Origin of the sequence: Paenibacillus chitinolyticus NBRC 15660 (genome assembly GCF_000739915.1) — a bacterium.
GTDB classification, from domain to species: domain Bacteria; phylum Bacillota; class Bacilli; order Paenibacillales; family NBRC-103111; genus Paenibacillus_F; species Paenibacillus_F chitinolyticus.
The window spans coordinates 55,992-72,374 of record NZ_BBJT01000005.1; the positions used below are offsets into that span (position 1 = coordinate 55,992).

A 16,383-nucleotide genomic window follows, 5' to 3' on the forward strand; every position below is an offset into this window, starting at 1 on the left:
AAGCCGGCAGGGCGGAACTACGGCCTGAAGGGGCATCACAGCCCGATCCAGACATGCCCCCCGTCGAGTTTCACCGGATAAGTTTTCACCTGTCCCGTATCCGGCGCCTGCACTTTACCGTCCAGCAGGTTGATTTTCCAGTCATACAGAGGATCGTAAAGCAGGTCCCCCGATACCATCCCTTCGCAGAGAGGACCTCCTTTACGGTGAGGACTCCGGTTCTGGAGCGCGAAGAGACGGCCGTCCGTCAAATGAAACACGGCGATTTCTTCTTCTCCCACGAAAACGGTCTTTCCCAGCCGGGCCGGAAAATCACCCTGACTACCGATGCAAACGTAAGTTTCCGGTTTTTCCTGAAGCTGTTGGTTCATCGATTTCTCCTCCTTTTTGGGGGGCTGCCTGGCAGCCCCTGTATGTCAGATGCGCTTTATTCCGTCGGCGGCCCTACCGGCACGTTGACGCCTTCATACAGTTCCTGACGGAGCTGACGGTCGCCAATCACTTTTTGCCATGGATCGTGGGCTCGTGTCAGGGCGGTCTCCATTCGGTTTACAAGCTCCCGCCGGTTCGCTTCATCCGTGATCGCATGGTTCTGGATATAAGCCAATCCCAGCCGCTCGACCCAATCCGATGTTCTTTCCAGGTAATTGGCGGTTTCCCGGTAAAACTGGATCAGCGACGAAGTAATCTCCAGAAGCTCCTCATCCGTCTTCACCTTTACCGCAAGATCGGCAAGCCGCGGCTTGATTCCCCCATTACCGCCGATGTAAATCTCCCAGCCGCCGTCATTACCGACGATTCCGACATCCTTGGTGCACGATTCGGCACAGTTGCGCGGACAGCCGTTCACGGCCATTTTAAACTTGGCGGGCATGTCGATCCGTTCGAATTTCTTCTCCAGCAGTTGTCCCATCCCCATCGAATCCTGGGTGCCGAACCGGCAGAAGGTCGAGCCTACGCACGTTTTGACCGTACGGAGCGCTTTCGCGTACGCATAGCCCGATGGCATACCGAGCTCTTCCCAGACTTTCGGCAGATCTTCCTTGCGGACGCCCATCAGGTCGATCCGCTGCCCGCCGGTCATTTTGACGGCACGGACGTTATATTTCACGGCGACATCGCCGATCCGTTTCAGCTCTTCCGCCGAACTTACGCCGCCGTACATCCGCGGTACGACCGTATACGTGCCGTCCTTGTTGATGTTCGCATGCAGACGCTCGTTGACGAATCTCGATTCTTTCTCGTCCACGTAGGTTTCCGGCCACAGCATCGTCAAGTAGTAGTTTAGCGCGGGCCGGCACTTCGAGCAGCCCTCGGGGTTGCTCCAATTGAGAGCGGCCATGGTCTCGCGGGTCGTCGTCAGCTTCCGCTCACGCATGGCGGCGACAATTTCATCCCGCCCGAGCTGCGTGCAGCCGCAGATGCCATGGGCCGCCGTACCCGCTTCGTAGCCATCGCCCAGCACGCCGGCCAGAATCTGCTCGACAAGCGGCTTGCAGCCTCCGCACGAGCGGCAAGCTCCGGTGCAGGCTTTCACTTCGTCGACTGTTTTCAGACCCTGTGTGCGGACTGCCTCCACGATGGTTCCTTTCGTCACCCCGTTGCAGCCGCATACGATATCATCGTCGGCCAGGAGCTCCGCCCCGCCGCCGCTTTCCTCTCCCGCGGGAGTTCCCATCAGGGCGGCGTGCACATCTTCGGTCATTTCGCGGCCGCTTCGTATCCACTGCTGAAGCTGGGTCGCCTGGCCGACATCGCCGAACAGCACACCGCCTACGATCCGGTTGCCCCGGACGAGCACTTTTTTATAAACGCCTCTCCAGTCATCCTGCATTTTGACGATCGTAAGATCCGGTTGGTCCATAAACTCGCCGGCCGAGAATACGTCCACACCCGATATTTTCAGCTTGGTGGCCAGCACCGTTCCCTCGTAAGGAGCCGTCTGCGTCCCGCACAAATGCTTGGCTAGCACACTGCCCTGTTCAAAAAGCGGGGCGACAAGCCCGTAACACACGCCGCGGTGCTCGCAGCATTCGCCGACGGCATACACGTCCGGCGCCGAGGTCCGCATGAAATCGTCCACGACGATTCCGCGGTTGACCTCCAGGCCTCCGGCTGCGCCCAGAGCGCTGTTCGGCTTAATTCCCGCCGCCATGACGACAAAGTCCGTTTCCAGCACGGTTCCGTCCGTAAACGCCAGTCCTTCGACCCGCACTCCGCCGGTGAGCTCCTTCGTCTGTTTCCCCATCGCGAAACGCAGTCCCTGGCGCTCCAGCTCCGCCCGCAGCATCCCCGAAGCAGCCGGGTCCAGCTGGCGTTCCATCAGATCGTCCATCAGATGAACGACCGTCACTTCCATGCCCAGCTTCGAAAGGCCCTTGGCCGCTTCGAGACCGAGGAGGCCCCCGCCGATGACGGCTGCCTTCCGATAAGTCCGGGCCGCTTCCGTCATCGCTTCGCAATCGGCAATGTCGCGGAAACCGACGACTCCCTCTTTGTCCGCGCCCGGAACCGGCAGAATGAACGGCTTCGAGCCCGTTGCCAAAATCAGCGCGTCATAAGGAAGGACATCCCCGCGGTCGGTCGTGACCGTTTTGGCCGTCGTATCCAGCGCAGTCGCTGTCGTCCCCGTCAGAAGCTTAATGCCGTTTTCCCGGTACCAGTTCCAATCGTTCAGGACGATTTCATCCGTCGTTTTGCTGCCCTCAAGCACATAAGAGAGCTGAATCCGGTTATAATTCGGGTGAGGCTCGCTCCCCACAATCGTTATATCAAACAAGCCGGTGTTGATTTTTAAAATCTGCTCGATCACACCCACTCCAGCCATTCCGTTTCCGATAAGCACCAATTTTCTGCGATTCATTGCCTAACGCCCCCTACCTTGGTCGATCTTTGAAAAGTTTCACTTGTGAAATTAAGCACATACTTAGTATAAACGTCTTCGGTGCCGGTCAGATGTGAGAAAAGTCACAGGACGGGAAGCAGATGTGAACATCGCTTGAAAGAAATGTGAACAGATCCGGCCGTCCTACAAAAAAAAGCACACTCGCACCGTTAAACGGGGAATGTGCTTTCTTGACCGGTTTCTTGGACAAACCAGAATACCGTTATCGCGTTTATATGAAAAAGGGGCGTTCCCGCGGGCCTAAAAACGCAGGCAGGCCTCGCAGTGCGGCCGTTTAAGGATCTCCGGCCTTAGAGCAGCTCCAGCCTTACCCGGCTGCCGCGTCCGGACGGCTCGGCCGGTTCAACGATCAGCTTGCGCGGCAGCCGGGCCCTCAGCTCCGGCACGTGCGAGATAACGCCGACCGCCAGCCGGTCCATGTGGAGCTTCTCAAGAGAGGTGACCACCATATCCAGCAGATCCTGGTCGAGGGTGCCGAACCCTTCGTCCAGGAAGAAAAATTCCAGGGGCACCTCGCCCTTGAGCTGGATCTGCGCCGACAAGGCAAGCGCGAGCGCGAGCGACGTCAGGAACGTTTCGCCGCCGGACAGCGTGCCGACCGGGCGCTTCACCCCGCCGGAGCCGTCGTCGCGGATCACGAAGCCGCCGCCGGAGTCCACCTCGATCGCGTAGCGCTGCCGGGTGAGCTGCCCGAGCCGCTGCGAAGCGGCCCGGCTCACCTGCATCAGCTGCTCCTCCGCGAGGAATTCGACGAAGGCGTTCGCTTTCAGCACGGACTGCAGCTTCGCCAGCCGACCGTGCAAGGTCTGCTGCGCGCTGCGCCGCTCTTCCAGCCGGCGCCACTGCTCGTGCTTCGCCTGCAGCTCCTCGCAGTCGCGTTCCGCCTTGGCGCGGACCGCGAGCGCGGCCTCGTCGCGCTCCTGGGCTTCGCGCAGCTCGTGCAGCATGCCGGTCCAGTCTTCTTCGCCGACCGTCCGCCCGGCAAGCTGCTCCCGCAGCTGCGCGAGCCGGGAGCGGAGCGTCTGCTCGCGCTCGCGGTGACGCCGCGCCTCCGCGCTCCACTCGGCGCGCTGCGCTTCGGCGACGTACGCGCTCCGCACGGCGTCGGCATCCGCGAAGGAGGACGCCTTCAGCGCGCGGTCCAGCCGCTCCTGCGCCTCTGCGAGCTGCCCGGCCGCAGATGCGGCGGCCTGTTCGGCTGCGCTGAGCGCCCGGGCCGCCTCCTGCTGCTCGCGGCGGGCCTGCTCGTGCGCGAGCCGGGTTTGTTCCGCGCGGGTGCGCAGCGCATCGAGCTCGGTCTGAGCCGCCGCGATCTGGCGCGGCACCGGCTCGCTGCCGACGCGTTCGTGCAGCTGCTGCGCCTTCTCGGCGGCGAGCTGGGACAGCCCCTGCAGCTTGGTCGCGAGCTGCAGGGCGGTTTTGTCGAGCTCCGCCGCCTCGGTGCGGAGCTGCTCGATCTTCGCGAACACCCCGTCGATGAACGGGATGCTCTTCTCGATGCGGCCGCGCAGCTCCTCCGCCTGGCGCTCCTGCTCGCCCAACTGCTTCAGGCGAGCCTCCACGGTGTCCAGCTCCAGGCCCCGGGCGCCGAACCGCTTCCGCCAGGCGTCTTCCCGGCCGCGGATGCTTTGCTCCAAAGCCTGCGCTTTGGTTTCGTCGGCCTGAAGAGCCGCGCGCTGCGAACGCAGCTCCGCCTCGGCGGCCTGCATGCCGGTTTCAAGCGGCTTCAGCCGTCTCAGGAGGGCTTGGAAGCCCGCTTCGAGCTCTGCCGCCAAACGACCAACACGCGCGGTCTCCGCTTGCGGCCCTTCGAAAGCGGCCAGATTCCGCAGCGCCTCGCCCTCAGAGATTCCGGCTTCGCCCTGCCGGATACCAGCGGTGGCGGCGAGGCTTTCTGCCGCCTCTGCGGACGCAGCCGCTATGGCGTCTTTGTCATCGGTCAGGTCCGCGGCACCTATCGTAAGCTTATCAGGCGGCAGTTCCAGATCCGCCCCAACCGCCGCAGCCGCTTCTGCCAGCATGAGAGCCGCCTCCACGGCCGCATGGCCGGTCTCGTCCCCGGAAGCGGATTTGGCGGCAGGATTGCTTGCCTGATCCGTTCCGGCGCGCTCATGCTCAAGCGCCCGCTTGGCGAGACTATCGAGGCCGAAAACGTGACGGTCCGTCTCCATTCCGGCTTCCCGGATGGCACGAAGGAGAGTTTCGCATTCCTCTGCGCCGGGGGAAGCCTTCTCCGCCTCTTCTTCTTCGCGGTATGGAGCCGGATGCTCCACAGCGCCGCATACGGGGCAGGGCTGCCCTTCGTGCAGTTCGTGTGCCAGCTTTTCGGCCAGATTCCGCAGCTCGCGCTCGCGGTCTTCCCGTTTGCGGATCTGAAGTACTGCGGCCGCCGCTTCTTCCTGCTTCGCCAGCCGTTGACGCAGCTGCAGAGCTTCCGTCCTGCCGGCGCCGAGTTCACCGAGCCAGCGGGCAAACTGTTCCGTCCAAGCGGTCAGTTCCCCGGCACGGACCGCCAGCTCACGCTCTCCGGCCTCCATCGTCCGGCGTCTGCCGCCCGTCTCCTGCCGCAGCTCCTGAAGCTGGCGCAGCTGCATGTCCAGCTCCCTTTTGGCGTCCCACGCTTCTTGGAGAAGGCTGCGCTGCTCGTAGCCAACCTCTACGCTTTTCAGCATTTCTTTCAGCTCCGCCTGCTTGCCCAGCGCCTTTTCCTTCGTCTCCCGCTCCTTGCGGAATGCCTCTTTTACCGCGGAAAGCTGCGAAAGCAGTTGTTCCTCGCTCGTTTTGAGACCTTCGCACTGCTTGTGAAGGTCGGCAAGCTGACGCTCCTGCTCCAGTGCCTGGTTCAAATGCTCCAGCCGGATCAGCAGCGGCTCCTCGCTTCCGGCCAGTTCCTGCCGGGCCCGCTCGGACGCCTGCAAGGCCGTGTCTAATTTCACTTCGGCTTGGCTGGAGCGGTCCCTTGCCTGAGCGATCCGCCCCCGGTGTTCCGCCTCCGCTTTCGCCGAAGTTTCCGCGTGCTCGACATAAGGACGCAGCTTCTCCGCTTCCTCCGCGCGCTTCAGGTTATCTTCGCGCTGACGGATTCCCGGCTCTTCTTCCTCGGTTTTGCGAAGCTCCAGCTCCGTCTGCCGCTCATCCTTTTGCACGCTTACAATCTGCTTCATCTCCTCGTAGCGGGAGGACGCCTGTTGAAAAAGCTTGCGCTGGACGACGGCATACTCAGCCGCCTCTTTCAACCTCTCGCCGGCCTGGGCCAGCGCTTCTTCGGATGCGTCTCCCAGTCCCTGCTGCTCGGCGGCGATCTGTTTAAGCAGGCCGTCGGCTTCTTTCAGCCGTCCGCTTACGCGCGCGCTGAGATGATCGCCGTATGCTTCAAGATGGAACAGCCGCTGAAGCATCTGCCGCCGGTCTTTGCCGGTCAGCGAAAGAAATTCGGCGAATTTCCCCTGAGGAAGCACCACGGCGCGGGTAAAATCCTGCATGGACAACCCGAGCACCTGGTGGACCCGGTTGGTTACGTCCGTCGATTTATCGGCCAGTACGACCGGCTCCTCCCCGCTCAGCTGGACAAAACGGCTTACGGTATTCGTAACCGAGACATCCGAGCCTCTCTTGAACTGACGGTCCACCCGGTACCGGACGGCGCCCGTCGGATGGCTGAGTTCGAAAGTGAACGAGACTGCCAGCGTATTCTCGGCATGGTTCATGATCCCCTGCGTACCGCCGGAGGCCCGTTCGACTTTGCCGTAGAGCGCCAGCGTCAGAGCGTCCAGAATGGACGACTTTCCGCTTCCCGTCGGTCCGAAAATACCGAACACGCCGGCATCGCACAATTGCGTAAAATCTATTTCTTGTGACTCCCGGTAGCTTTGCAGACCGGACATTTGCAGCCGTATCGGACGCATACGCTTCGCCTCCCTTTATTCGGCCTGCTCCGGGCCGTCCGAGTGATCCTGCAGCAGCTCCATAAAGAGCTGCACGAGCTCGGGCTCGGGCCTCGCCCCGCCCGTCTGCCGTTCGTAGAATCGGCGGAACAGCTCGTCCACCGGCAGACCCGCGCTTGACAGTGCGGCCGCTTCTTCCTCGGCCGGCTGCTGCTGCGGATAGACCGGTTTGATATGGATAAACCCGCTGTGCGCCTTGCGCAGGGTTTGAATGTCGTGCAGCGACATCGCTTCCGCGATGTGGATTTCCAGGTCGATCCACGCGTTTGCGTCCCGCCCTTCATCCAGCCAGCGGTGCACCTCCGCCAGCCCTTCCTTCGCTTTCCAGTTCACCAGCGGGCGGCCGGATGTCAAATAGATTTCTTCAATCGAGGCCGGTTCTCCCGGTTTGACGTCCAGAACGGTCAGCGACTTGGCCTGGCCCGCTTCGGAAAAGCTGTAGGCAAGCGGGGAACCGCAGTAGCGGATGGGGCTCTGCGCTTTAAGCGTCTGCGGACGATGCAGGTGGCCGAGCGCCACATACTGCGCGCCGACATCGAGTGCCGATGTATCGACCGTGTACGCTCCGCCGACCTGAATCGGACGCTCCGATTCGCTTTCTTTTCCCCCGAGCACGTAAATGTGGCTCATGATCAGGTTCACGGTATCGGGACGAAAGCCCGCCGTTTGAGCCTTGACCAGCTCGCCTACCCGTTCGGAGTAGGCTCTCCTGAGCACTTCTTCGCCGGCATCGTCGCTGAGCAGCTCGCCCAGCCGCGACTCGGACGGATACGGCAGCGCAAACAGTTTGGCCGTTTCGCCGGTTCTCGGAATCCCGATCTCCATCAGACCCGCTTTCGGCAGCCCGATCAGAGAGATTCCCTGCGCCTTGGCAAGCGGAGAAGACGCCCCCAGACGATCCGGATGATCGTGGTTGCCGGAAATGACGACAACTTCCCTGCGGCCGTCCTCGGCCAGCCTGGACAGAGCGTCGTAAAAAAGCTGCTCCGCAGCGGCAGGCGGATTGACGGTGTCGTACACATCTCCCGCCAGCAGCACGAGATCGATATTCCCTTCTCTGACAATACGGACGAGTTCGTCCACGAAAGCAACCTGTTCCTCAAACCGGCTCCGCCCTTCCAGGGTTCTCCCCAAGTGCCAGTCACCGGTGTGCAGTATGCGCATACCTATCCCCCAAATCTGATTGTATCTGTAAAAACGGCCGGCCCGCCTTAATCAAGCGGTTTTGGTCCGGCCTCTTCCGTTCAAATTTCAACCACGTGCCCGCCGTCAAAGAAAAACAGGTAGGTTCCCGCAAGCTTACGCTTCCAGATTTTTTCCACTGCCTGTCCGTACAAGCCGAGTTGGATCTTGTATCTTTCCCGGAGCGCTTCGAGGCCGACGCCTTTGACACGGTCCGTCTTGTAATCGAGCATAATCAGATTGCCGTCCGATTCGAACAGGCAGTCGATCACCCCCTGCACAAGCACCGTCTCCCCGCGGGTCGACGCATCCGCATTCGGGTAGACACGACCGGCGGGAAGCCCCAAGCTGAAAGGCACTTCACGCCATACCCGGGTAGCGGCGGCAAGCTTCAGACCGATCTGCGTCCGGAAAAAGCCCGCAAGGATTTCCGTATCCACAGCTCTTGCTTGAGCGGGGGTAAGCAGTTCCTTGTCGATCATGTCCCGGATAACAGCTTCCACCGCTTGCGGCGTCACTTCTTTCAGAGGCATATGCTGCATGACGGCGTGAAAAACGGTTCCCCGCTCCGCAGGGGTCAATTTCTTCTCTTCCATAAAACGGGGACGCCTCAGAAGCGACGTTCTTGCCGAGGAACCGGCCGAAGGCGTACCGGGTACGGCAGCACCGGACGGAACTTCCCCGCCTGCTTCACCAGGTGGCTCAATCGGCCCGCGCGCTGCTTGCGTGCCTTGCGCCGCTTGCGCTTCTTGTGTGTCCCCTGCGTCTTGCGTGCCCTGTGACCCTACTTCCGGGTCCTGTACGTTTTCTGCCTTTTGCGTGTCTTCTGCGTCCCTTGTCTCTTGCGGCTCTTGTTCGTCCTGCGTCTCAGCCGCTTCCCGCCCCCGCAGCTCTTTCGCCTGCACGAACGCAGGGCTGTCCATAAAAGTCGTCAGATCAAAAACCGGATTCCCTCCGCTGCGAGTTCCTTCCGTATCGCGCCCAGAGGCAGGCGTACCGGGAGAATGCTCCGCGTTCAGCCGGGAAGCTTCCGCCGCCCCCGCCATTTTCAACAGCCGGGTCGGCAAAATGAGCCCGCTCCCCGGACTCGGCATTAGCTCGGCCGACGGAATTTCTTCGTGATCGGAAGCTGTACTGCGGTCTGCCTGCCTTTTCAGCTCGGAAACGGACGTTTTTGAAAAATAAGCGGTCGCCTGGGCAAACGGATACGTCCACGACAGCGACTTCGCAAGCGCAACGTCCCACTCCTCGGTGAAAGTCGGCACCTTGTTCAAGTGTTTCAGCGCTTCCAGGCGGTCCGCCTGAATCGTGACGGATTCGTCGGCTTTCCCCATGGCCGCCAGCTCTTCGGGCGCAATCACTTCGAAGCTCCACTTGGAGCCGTCTGCCGCCAGCGCCGGAGGGCTGTGTTCCTGAAGCCCGGCTTTCTCTCTCCACAAAGACGCATCCCGGTGTCGCATGAGTGCGGGCCCCAGCCAGTCCAGGTAGCTGCGAGCACGCGCCACTTCGTCGTCCGGAAGCGGCCAGTTGTCGCTCTCCAGGTGCCTGCTCCAGCCTTGGAGCTGCTTGTCCAGCGAACGTACCGTGCCGAGCAGGAACAGCTTCTCCCGTGCCCGGGTGAGCGCCACATACAGGACGCGCAGTTCCTCGGCAAGCGTCTCGATGCGCATCCGGCGCCGGATCGCAAGCTGTGGAAGGGTCGGATAGCCGACCCGCAGCTTCGTATCCACAAAGCGCGGACCGAAGCCCAGTTCCTTATGGATCAGGAACGGGTCGAGCAGATCGCGCTGGTTGAACATTTTGCCGAGTCCGGCTGCGAAAACGACCGGAAACTCGAGTCCCTTACTCTTGTGGATGGACATGATCCGCACGACGTCCTCCTGCTCGCCCAGCGCCCGGGCGGTACCGAGGTCGCCTCCGGTGTCCTTCATCCGCTCGATAAAGCGGAGAAACCGGAAAAGCCCGCGCAGCGAAGTGTTCTCGTACTGCCTCGCCCGGTCGTAAAGCGCCCTGAGGTTCGCCTGGCGCTGCTGCCCTCCGGGCATCGCTCCCACGAAGTCGAAGTAGCCGGTGTCCCCGTACACCTTCCAGATGAGACGGGCGAGCGCTCCCTGCCGTGCTTCGCTCCGCCACTCTTCCAGCCGCCGCAGAAAATCCGCGATTTTGCCGCGGAGTTCCTCGTCCGGCTTCCACTCGCCGGCCTCCTGTAAATCGCTTCCGCCCTCCGTGCTGCCCAGGGGACGGATTCCTTGGGCGTAAGCCCGGACCGCCTCGTAGAACGGGATATTTTTGCCGGATATACGCAAAGAAGCCAGTTCATCCGCCGTCAGGCCCACGATCGGCGAACGGAGGACACCCGCAAGCGGAACGTCCTGATACGGGTTGTCAATCACTTTCAGCAGCGCGAGCATGACTTCGACTTCCGTCGCCGTAAAATACCCGGTATTCAGATCGGCGTAAGCCGGAATGCCTAGCTGTCTTAATTCTTCAATAAAAATCGGCGACCACTGCTGGGTAGCACGCAGCAGAATGACCATATCCCGGTACGTGGCGGGTCTCATGGAGCCGGACCGTTTATCGTACACGAGGTAGGGACGCCCGTCCTGCGGATCTAGCATGGCCTGTATTTTGCGGGCGATCGCCCGGGCTTCCATCTGGGCGGTTTCCAGCTCCTGGCCTTCCAGGATGCCGCCCAGCTCGCCCTCCTGCTCCTCGGCTGAAATCTCCCCGGCCGACTCCTCCGCATCGGTCTCTTCTCCGTCGGACGCCTGTCCGGCTGCCGCACGGTCGATGAGCATCATTTCGACGGACAGATTCTGGCCTTCGGCCGCCGGATAAGACGCGCCGTTCACCAGCTCCGCCCGCTCGTCGTAAGCAATGTCGCCGACGCCCTCATTCATGATCTGCCGGAAAATAAAGTTGACGGCATCGACTACCTCCGCCCGGCTTCTAAAGTTCCGGGCCAGGTCGATCCGTCTTCCCGGACCGCTGCCGTCTCCGGTGAAGCTTTTGTACTTCTCCAGAAAAAGCCCGGGCTCCGCCAGCCGGAAGCGGTAAATGCTCTGCTTCACGTCGCCGACCATAAATCGGTTGCCCGGGAGCGGTTCGGCGATCAGTTCGACGATAGCTTCCTGGACGCGGTTCGTGTCCTGGTACTCGTCAAGCAGCACCTCCGCGAACTGCTCCCTGTATTCGAGCGCCGCCCGCGAAGGGATCAGGCGATCCGGGGCTGACTCTTCGGAGCGCAGAATGCGTAGGCAGAAATGCTCCAGATCGGCGAAATCGACCAGACCTTTGGCGGCCTTGGCCTTGCTGTAGCGCCCTCCGAAGTCGATGACGAGATCGACCAGCGCGTGAATGACGGGCGCCATTTCCCGCGTTTCCTCCAGAAACCGCTCCGGCGGCCGCCCGAACAATTCTTCCTGAAGGGAAGTGATGCGTTCTTTGGCCCGGCTCCTCAGCTGTTTCACCTGGTCCTGGAGTTGCGGGTCCACTTCGTCTTTCTTACACGGCTTGAGCTTCCCGAAAGACACGGACTGAAACGCGCTGAACAGAATGTCCCACGGATAGTTCTCGGCTATGTCCGTAAGTCCCTCGACCATGGTCAGATCATCCTGTACGGCTGTCGCGTAAGGAAGCGGCCCGCCCGGCTGACCGGTGATTTCGAGAGCCTGCTTCAAGAGTTCCGCGGTCCCCCGGAGTTCCAGCCGGACATCCTCGGTGAGACCCTTGAGCCAGAACTCCGCCGGCGCGCCTTCGCCTTCATCCCCGGCTTCTGCGGCCTTATCCGCATTCTCCGCCGTAAGGGCGATATCGGCACCTCCGGTATCCGCCAGTGTATCTGCGGGGTTTATCGCAGGTTCCGCCGCATTCGCCGAAGCGGTTTCCGCCGCAGTTCCGACAACAGCCGAATCCGAAGCCGCAGCCGCTTCCGCATAGCCTTCGCTGACTTCCGCCAAGGCGGCCGTCATTTCGTCTTCACCGGCAGAATCGCTGCCCGTGATGAGTTCGTAGTTCTTCGGTCCGAACATCAGCGCCATCTCACGCAGCCAATGTTCCGGCCACGGATGACTGCGCGACTCGTCGTACAGCTTCTGGATCAGCAGATGGAGGGGAACGTCGCTGCGCTCGCCGCCGAACGTATCGACCAGCCGCCAGAACGGGCTGTCTTCCCCGCTTTCCCCGTAGTACTGCTCCATCATTTCTTCGAGCTGGTCATGCCGCATCAGCTCCGCTTCCGTCTCGTTGGCGATACGGAACCCGGGGTCGAGCCGAATCAGGCTGTAGTGTCTGCGGATCACTTCCAGACAGAAGGAATGAAGGGTCGTCACGGAAGCCCGCCCCATCAGGGCAAGCTGCCGCTTCAAGTGCTGAGAGTCCGGGTTAGCCGTCAGCTCTTTTTCCAGCGCCTCGCGTATTCTCTGCTTCATTTCGGCTGCGGCTGCCTTCGTAAAGGTCGCGACCAGCAGACGGTCCACATCCAGGGGAGAAGCCTCGTCGGAAATGCGGCGGATAATCCGCTCGACCAGTACGGCCGTTTTCCCAGAGCCGGCCGCTGCGGCCACAAGCATGTTTTGCCCCCGCAGGGCGATGGCGTCCCATTGCTCATCCGTCCACGTGGTTCCCGGAGGTTTCGTTCTAGGTGTCGTTGTCATCGGTCTTGCTCCTCCTTTCCGCTTCCCGTCTCTTTCCTGGTCAGTTCGGCCCAGACGCGGTCGCGTCCGATTTTGGCCAAATGTTTGGGCTCGTTGCCGTCCAGCGCGGGATCAAATTGGCACACCGCCTTGTAGGAACAGTGCTGGCAGGCCGTTTTATTGCCCGTGCGGTAAGGGGTGATATCCACCCGTCCCTCCGTAATCTCCGTGCCGATATCGCGGATCCGGTCCCGCACATAACCGCGCAGGGTATCCCACTGCTCTTCCGAAGCGACGGAGGACGACTTATAAAAGCCTCCATCCTTGGACAAGGCGGCCGGTACCAGTTGGGAGTGGCCCGTCGCGCCCGCAAGGTCGCTGTCCATCATTTTCACGACTTCCGGATCGGCCATAAGGAGTCCTTTCATCTTGTACCGCTTGCGCAGTTCTTTCTCTACGTCCTGGACGGTCATACCGTTCGTGAACTGAAGCAGGGGATTGTGCACATGAAAATACAGCACCCCTGCCGGTGTAGCGCTCATGCCGAGCCACTGGGGCGCATGAGTTAAGATCACGTCCAGATACGTGAGCATCTGAAGGGACAAACCGTAATAGACGCTGGACAAATCCAGCGCAGTGGGGCTTGACTTGTAATCGATCACGCGAAGCAGCAGACCGCTGTCCCCCCGGGCCTGGTCCACTCGGTCGATCCGTCCGATAATTTCCATCGTGCATCCGTTGTCGAGCTGGAACGTCAGAGAAGGCAGCATGCCCCCCGGCCCGAAATCGATTTCCAGCCCCACCGGTGAAAACAGGCTGCGCTTCGCGTGCTCGCCCAGCATGACGGCCGCTTTGCCCACAACCTGCTTCAGCTTGTGGGAAATATACCGGTACCGCTTGGAGCTCAGGAGAATTTCGCCCTGGAGCCGTGGCGCAAGCCGGTCGACGACGTCGGATGTCCGCCGGTAGGTTTCTTCCGTGCTCAGGCTCGCCCAATCGACCTTGTCCTCCTGCAGACCGCGGACGAACAAGTTGAGCGCACCGTGGAACAGCTGCCCGATATCCGGAGCTTCCAGACGGAACACCCGGCGCTCTTTGAGTTTGAGGCCGTGTGTCAAGAAATGGGCGAACGGGCACGCGACATAGCGCTCCATCCGGGATACGCTCGCACGGAGATGACGGCCGTACAGAAGACGGCTCGTTTCCCGTGGCAGCCTGTCCTCCCGGTTGGCATACAGCAGCCCTTGAACGAGTCGGTTCATGCTGCCCTTCCACTCCGGCTCCCCCGCAAAGTAGTTGTATGTGCCCCACCACAAATCGCCGATGGCCGCTCCTCTCATCCACTGCTTCAGCTGAACGCCGAGGTAAGACATCGCCCGTGAGGGGTTTTGCATATAGGAAAGCTGTTCCTCTGCGGACATAAGCGGCGAAGGCTCGCCCATCCACTGGACCTCGCGCAGCTCGGGAAACAGTCCCTTCACCTGGCGGATCAGTTCCGAGGGAAGCAGCGATTTGCCTTCTTCATCGGCAAGCGGGTAAGACAAGGACAACCGGCGGCTCGGAACGGCCAGTGAAGAATAAATCAGGAAAGACTCGTCCAGCAGCCTCCGGCGGTTTCCGTCCGCCATCGGCAGCCCCGTCTGAAGCAGCAGCTCGCGTTCCGCTTCGGCCAGAACGCCGTCTTCCGTCGGCGACGCCGGAATGACCCCGTCGCTGACGCCGAGTATGAAGGCGTACCGGATTTTCATGGAACGGGTACGGTCCATACTGCCGACGAGCACCTGGTCGAGCGCCGGAGGAACGAGGCCGAGCTTGATGCTCTCCAGCCCGGTTTCCAGCAGCTCGCCGTACAGCTCGGCCGATATTTCTTCCTCGCCCATCAGCTCGACCAGTTGATCGAGCAGATCCATCAGGCTGCCCCAGATCTGGCTGTGCTCCCGGGCTTTCTCCGGCCGGCCGTTTGCAGCCGCCTCCGCATACCACTGCTCCAGCCGTTCCGGCGCATGCACGTCTTCCAGAAGCTCGTACAGCGCCTGCGTTCTCGACTGGACCATTTTGGCCCGCTTGAGATTTTTCTGGAAACGAAGCAGCGGCTCCGCCACCCATTCCCGGGTCTGCTGAATTTCCTGCAGATAACGCTCCTCCGCCTCATTCGCCGCCGTCTCTTCGTCTTCCAGCGAAGCCCTGCTGCGGTGAGTCCACGGCTTGCCGTCGGTCCACCGGTTCCCCTGGATTCCGTAGGAGAGCACGTAATTTTCGAGGCGGTCCATCGCCGCCCTCTGCTCCGTCAGCGTCTTCGCCCCCACTTCTTCGGCGTCCCCGTCCCAGGGCAGGAGAAGGTCTGTTTTTACGCAGCGGAATACCGCATCGTAGCCCCAGTTATGCAGCACCGTTTCCAGAGCCGAGCGGATGAATTCCGCAAGAGGGTTATGCAGCACCGTTCTTTTCTGGTCAAAAAAGTGAGGAATCCCGTAATCGGTAAAAGCGGTCTCCAGCAGATCCTCGTAGTCCGCCATGTTGCGGACCATCACGGCCATATCCCGCCAGCGGACTCCCTGTTCGCGGGCCAGCCTCGTCATTTCCCGGGCTACGCCTTCGGCTTCGGCCCTGCGGTTGACGGCGGCGTAAAGCGAAAGCTGCTCCCGTTCGCCGGGTCCGGCCGGAATATACGGGCTGCCGTACCGGCCGATGCGCTGCTCGAACGAGTTCTCCAGATGGGCGAGCATCGGACTGGCGGCGAACCGGGGCGACAGAACAGGCTGTACGGCCACGGTCTCAGCCGGCCCGGCGCCTACGGCATCCACCAGCTCCTGGAGCTGCGCCATCGTACGTGCCGTCGGGTGGAACAGATCCAGCTCGTCCGGAATCTCTCCGGCATAATAAGGCCGGTTCACGCAGAGCGACACCGTGGTCCCGGCTCCGTGCTCAAAAAGCCCCTTTACCACCATCAGCTCCTGGGGCGTAAAACCGTGGAACCCGTCGATCCAAATCTGCGCGTCCCGAACAAGCGACGACTGTCCGAGCTCCTCGGCCAGTTTGGCCAGCGTTCCTTCCCCGTCGAGATACCGGAGTGAAATTTCGTGCTCGAAAGCCCCGTAAATCAATTGGAGATCCCGCATTTTATCCCGCAGGAGCTGCTTTTTGCTGCCGAGAAAATCGTCGTACCTGTCCACATGTTCGCGGAGACTCTCTCCCGTCACGCAGTAGCGCCTCCACTCCGCGAACAGATCGTTCAGCCGGTCGACGAAGCCCGTCTGCTCGTACACCGACCGGTAGAAACGCAGGTCGCCTTTCCGCTTATGTAAAAGCTTGTGCAGAAGAAGCTTTTTCCCTACGTCGTCAATAGGCTGGCGGGCCGTTCCGCCTCTCTCCTGCATCACCCTCCAGGCCAGACGGCGGAAGCTGAGCACCTGCGCGCGTATCGTTCCGCCCACATCGGGATGATCGACAAGCGCCAGCTCCGTCTGAAAAGTCGCCTGCTCGGGTACGATCAGAATCAAAGGCGGCCCCTCCGGCCGCTGTTTCAAGTTCTCTATGATTTCATCCATGCAGAGCTTGCTTTTGCCGCTCCCTGCACGGCCGGTTATAAAACGTACGGGCATGTCGGGTACGCCCCTTTCGCCATGTTACTTGTCCCCGTGGGGAATCTATGTTCTCTATCGCTCTATTGTAACATAAGTTGCGAGAGGGGAGGCAAGCGGAGGGCATGGGACTATTT

General features: G+C 61.2%; 6 protein-coding genes. All 6 read right to left on the reverse strand.

Annotated features, from left to right (window positions below; all coding sequences use genetic code 11):
* Positions 1-35 precede the first annotated feature (35 nt).
* On the reverse strand, positions 36-371 hold the full coding sequence (gene nirD / locus PCH01S_RS13530; RefSeq protein ID WP_042230087.1) for a nitrite reductase small subunit NirD: 336 nt from the start codon (positions 369-371) through the stop codon (positions 36-38).
* Positions 372-427: 56 nt separating this feature from the next.
* Complete coding sequence (gene nirB / locus PCH01S_RS13535) at positions 428-2,863, reverse strand: nitrite reductase large subunit NirB (RefSeq protein WP_042230090.1); 2,436 nt, start codon at positions 2,861-2,863, stop codon at positions 428-430.
* 332 nt (positions 2,864-3,195) lie between these two features.
* Complete coding sequence (locus PCH01S_RS13540) at positions 3,196-6,810, reverse strand: AAA family ATPase (protein ID WP_042230092.1); 3,615 nt, start codon at positions 6,808-6,810, stop codon at positions 3,196-3,198.
* Between the two features lie 15 nt (positions 6,811-6,825).
* A complete protein-coding gene (locus tag PCH01S_RS13545) occupies positions 6,826-8,013 on the reverse strand; it encodes an exonuclease SbcCD subunit D (RefSeq protein WP_042230095.1) in 1,188 nt (395 codons plus the stop codon).
* An 80-nt stretch (positions 8,014-8,093) separates the two neighbouring features.
* Positions 8,094-12,686, reverse strand: coding sequence for a helicase-exonuclease AddAB subunit AddA (gene addA, locus PCH01S_RS13550; protein ID WP_042230097.1), 4,593 nt, complete (start codon positions 12,684-12,686; stop codon positions 8,094-8,096).
* Positions 12,683-16,267 (reverse strand): helicase-exonuclease AddAB subunit AddB, encoded by a 3,585-nt coding sequence (gene addB, locus PCH01S_RS13555; protein ID WP_042230100.1) that lies wholly within the window; start codon positions 16,265-16,267, stop codon positions 12,683-12,685. The genes addA and addB overlap by 4 nt, the downstream gene beginning before the upstream one ends.
* Positions 16,268-16,383 lie beyond the last annotated feature (116 nt).

Excerpts from the sequence above, each read along its gene's own strand:
- nirD (WP_042230087.1), bottom strand. The coding sequence starts at position 371 with ATGAACCAACAGCTTCAGGAAAAACCGGAAACTTACGTTTGCATCGGT.
- nirB (WP_042230090.1), bottom strand. The coding sequence starts at position 2,863 with ATGAATCGCAGAAAATTGGTGCTTATCGGAAACGGAATGGCTGGAGTG.
- PCH01S_RS13540 (WP_042230092.1), bottom strand. The coding sequence starts at position 6,810 with ATGCGTCCGATACGGCTGCAAATGTCCGGTCTGCAAAGCTACCGGGAG.
- PCH01S_RS13545 (WP_042230095.1), bottom strand. The coding sequence starts at position 8,013 with ATGCGCATACTGCACACCGGTGACTGGCACTTGGGGAGAACCCTGGAA.
- addA (WP_042230097.1), bottom strand. The coding sequence starts at position 12,686 with ATGACAACGACACCTAGAACGAAACCTCCGGGAACCACGTGGACGGAT.
- addB (WP_042230100.1), bottom strand. The coding sequence starts at position 16,267 with ATGCCCGTACGTTTTATAACCGGCCGTGCAGGGAGCGGCAAAAGCAAG.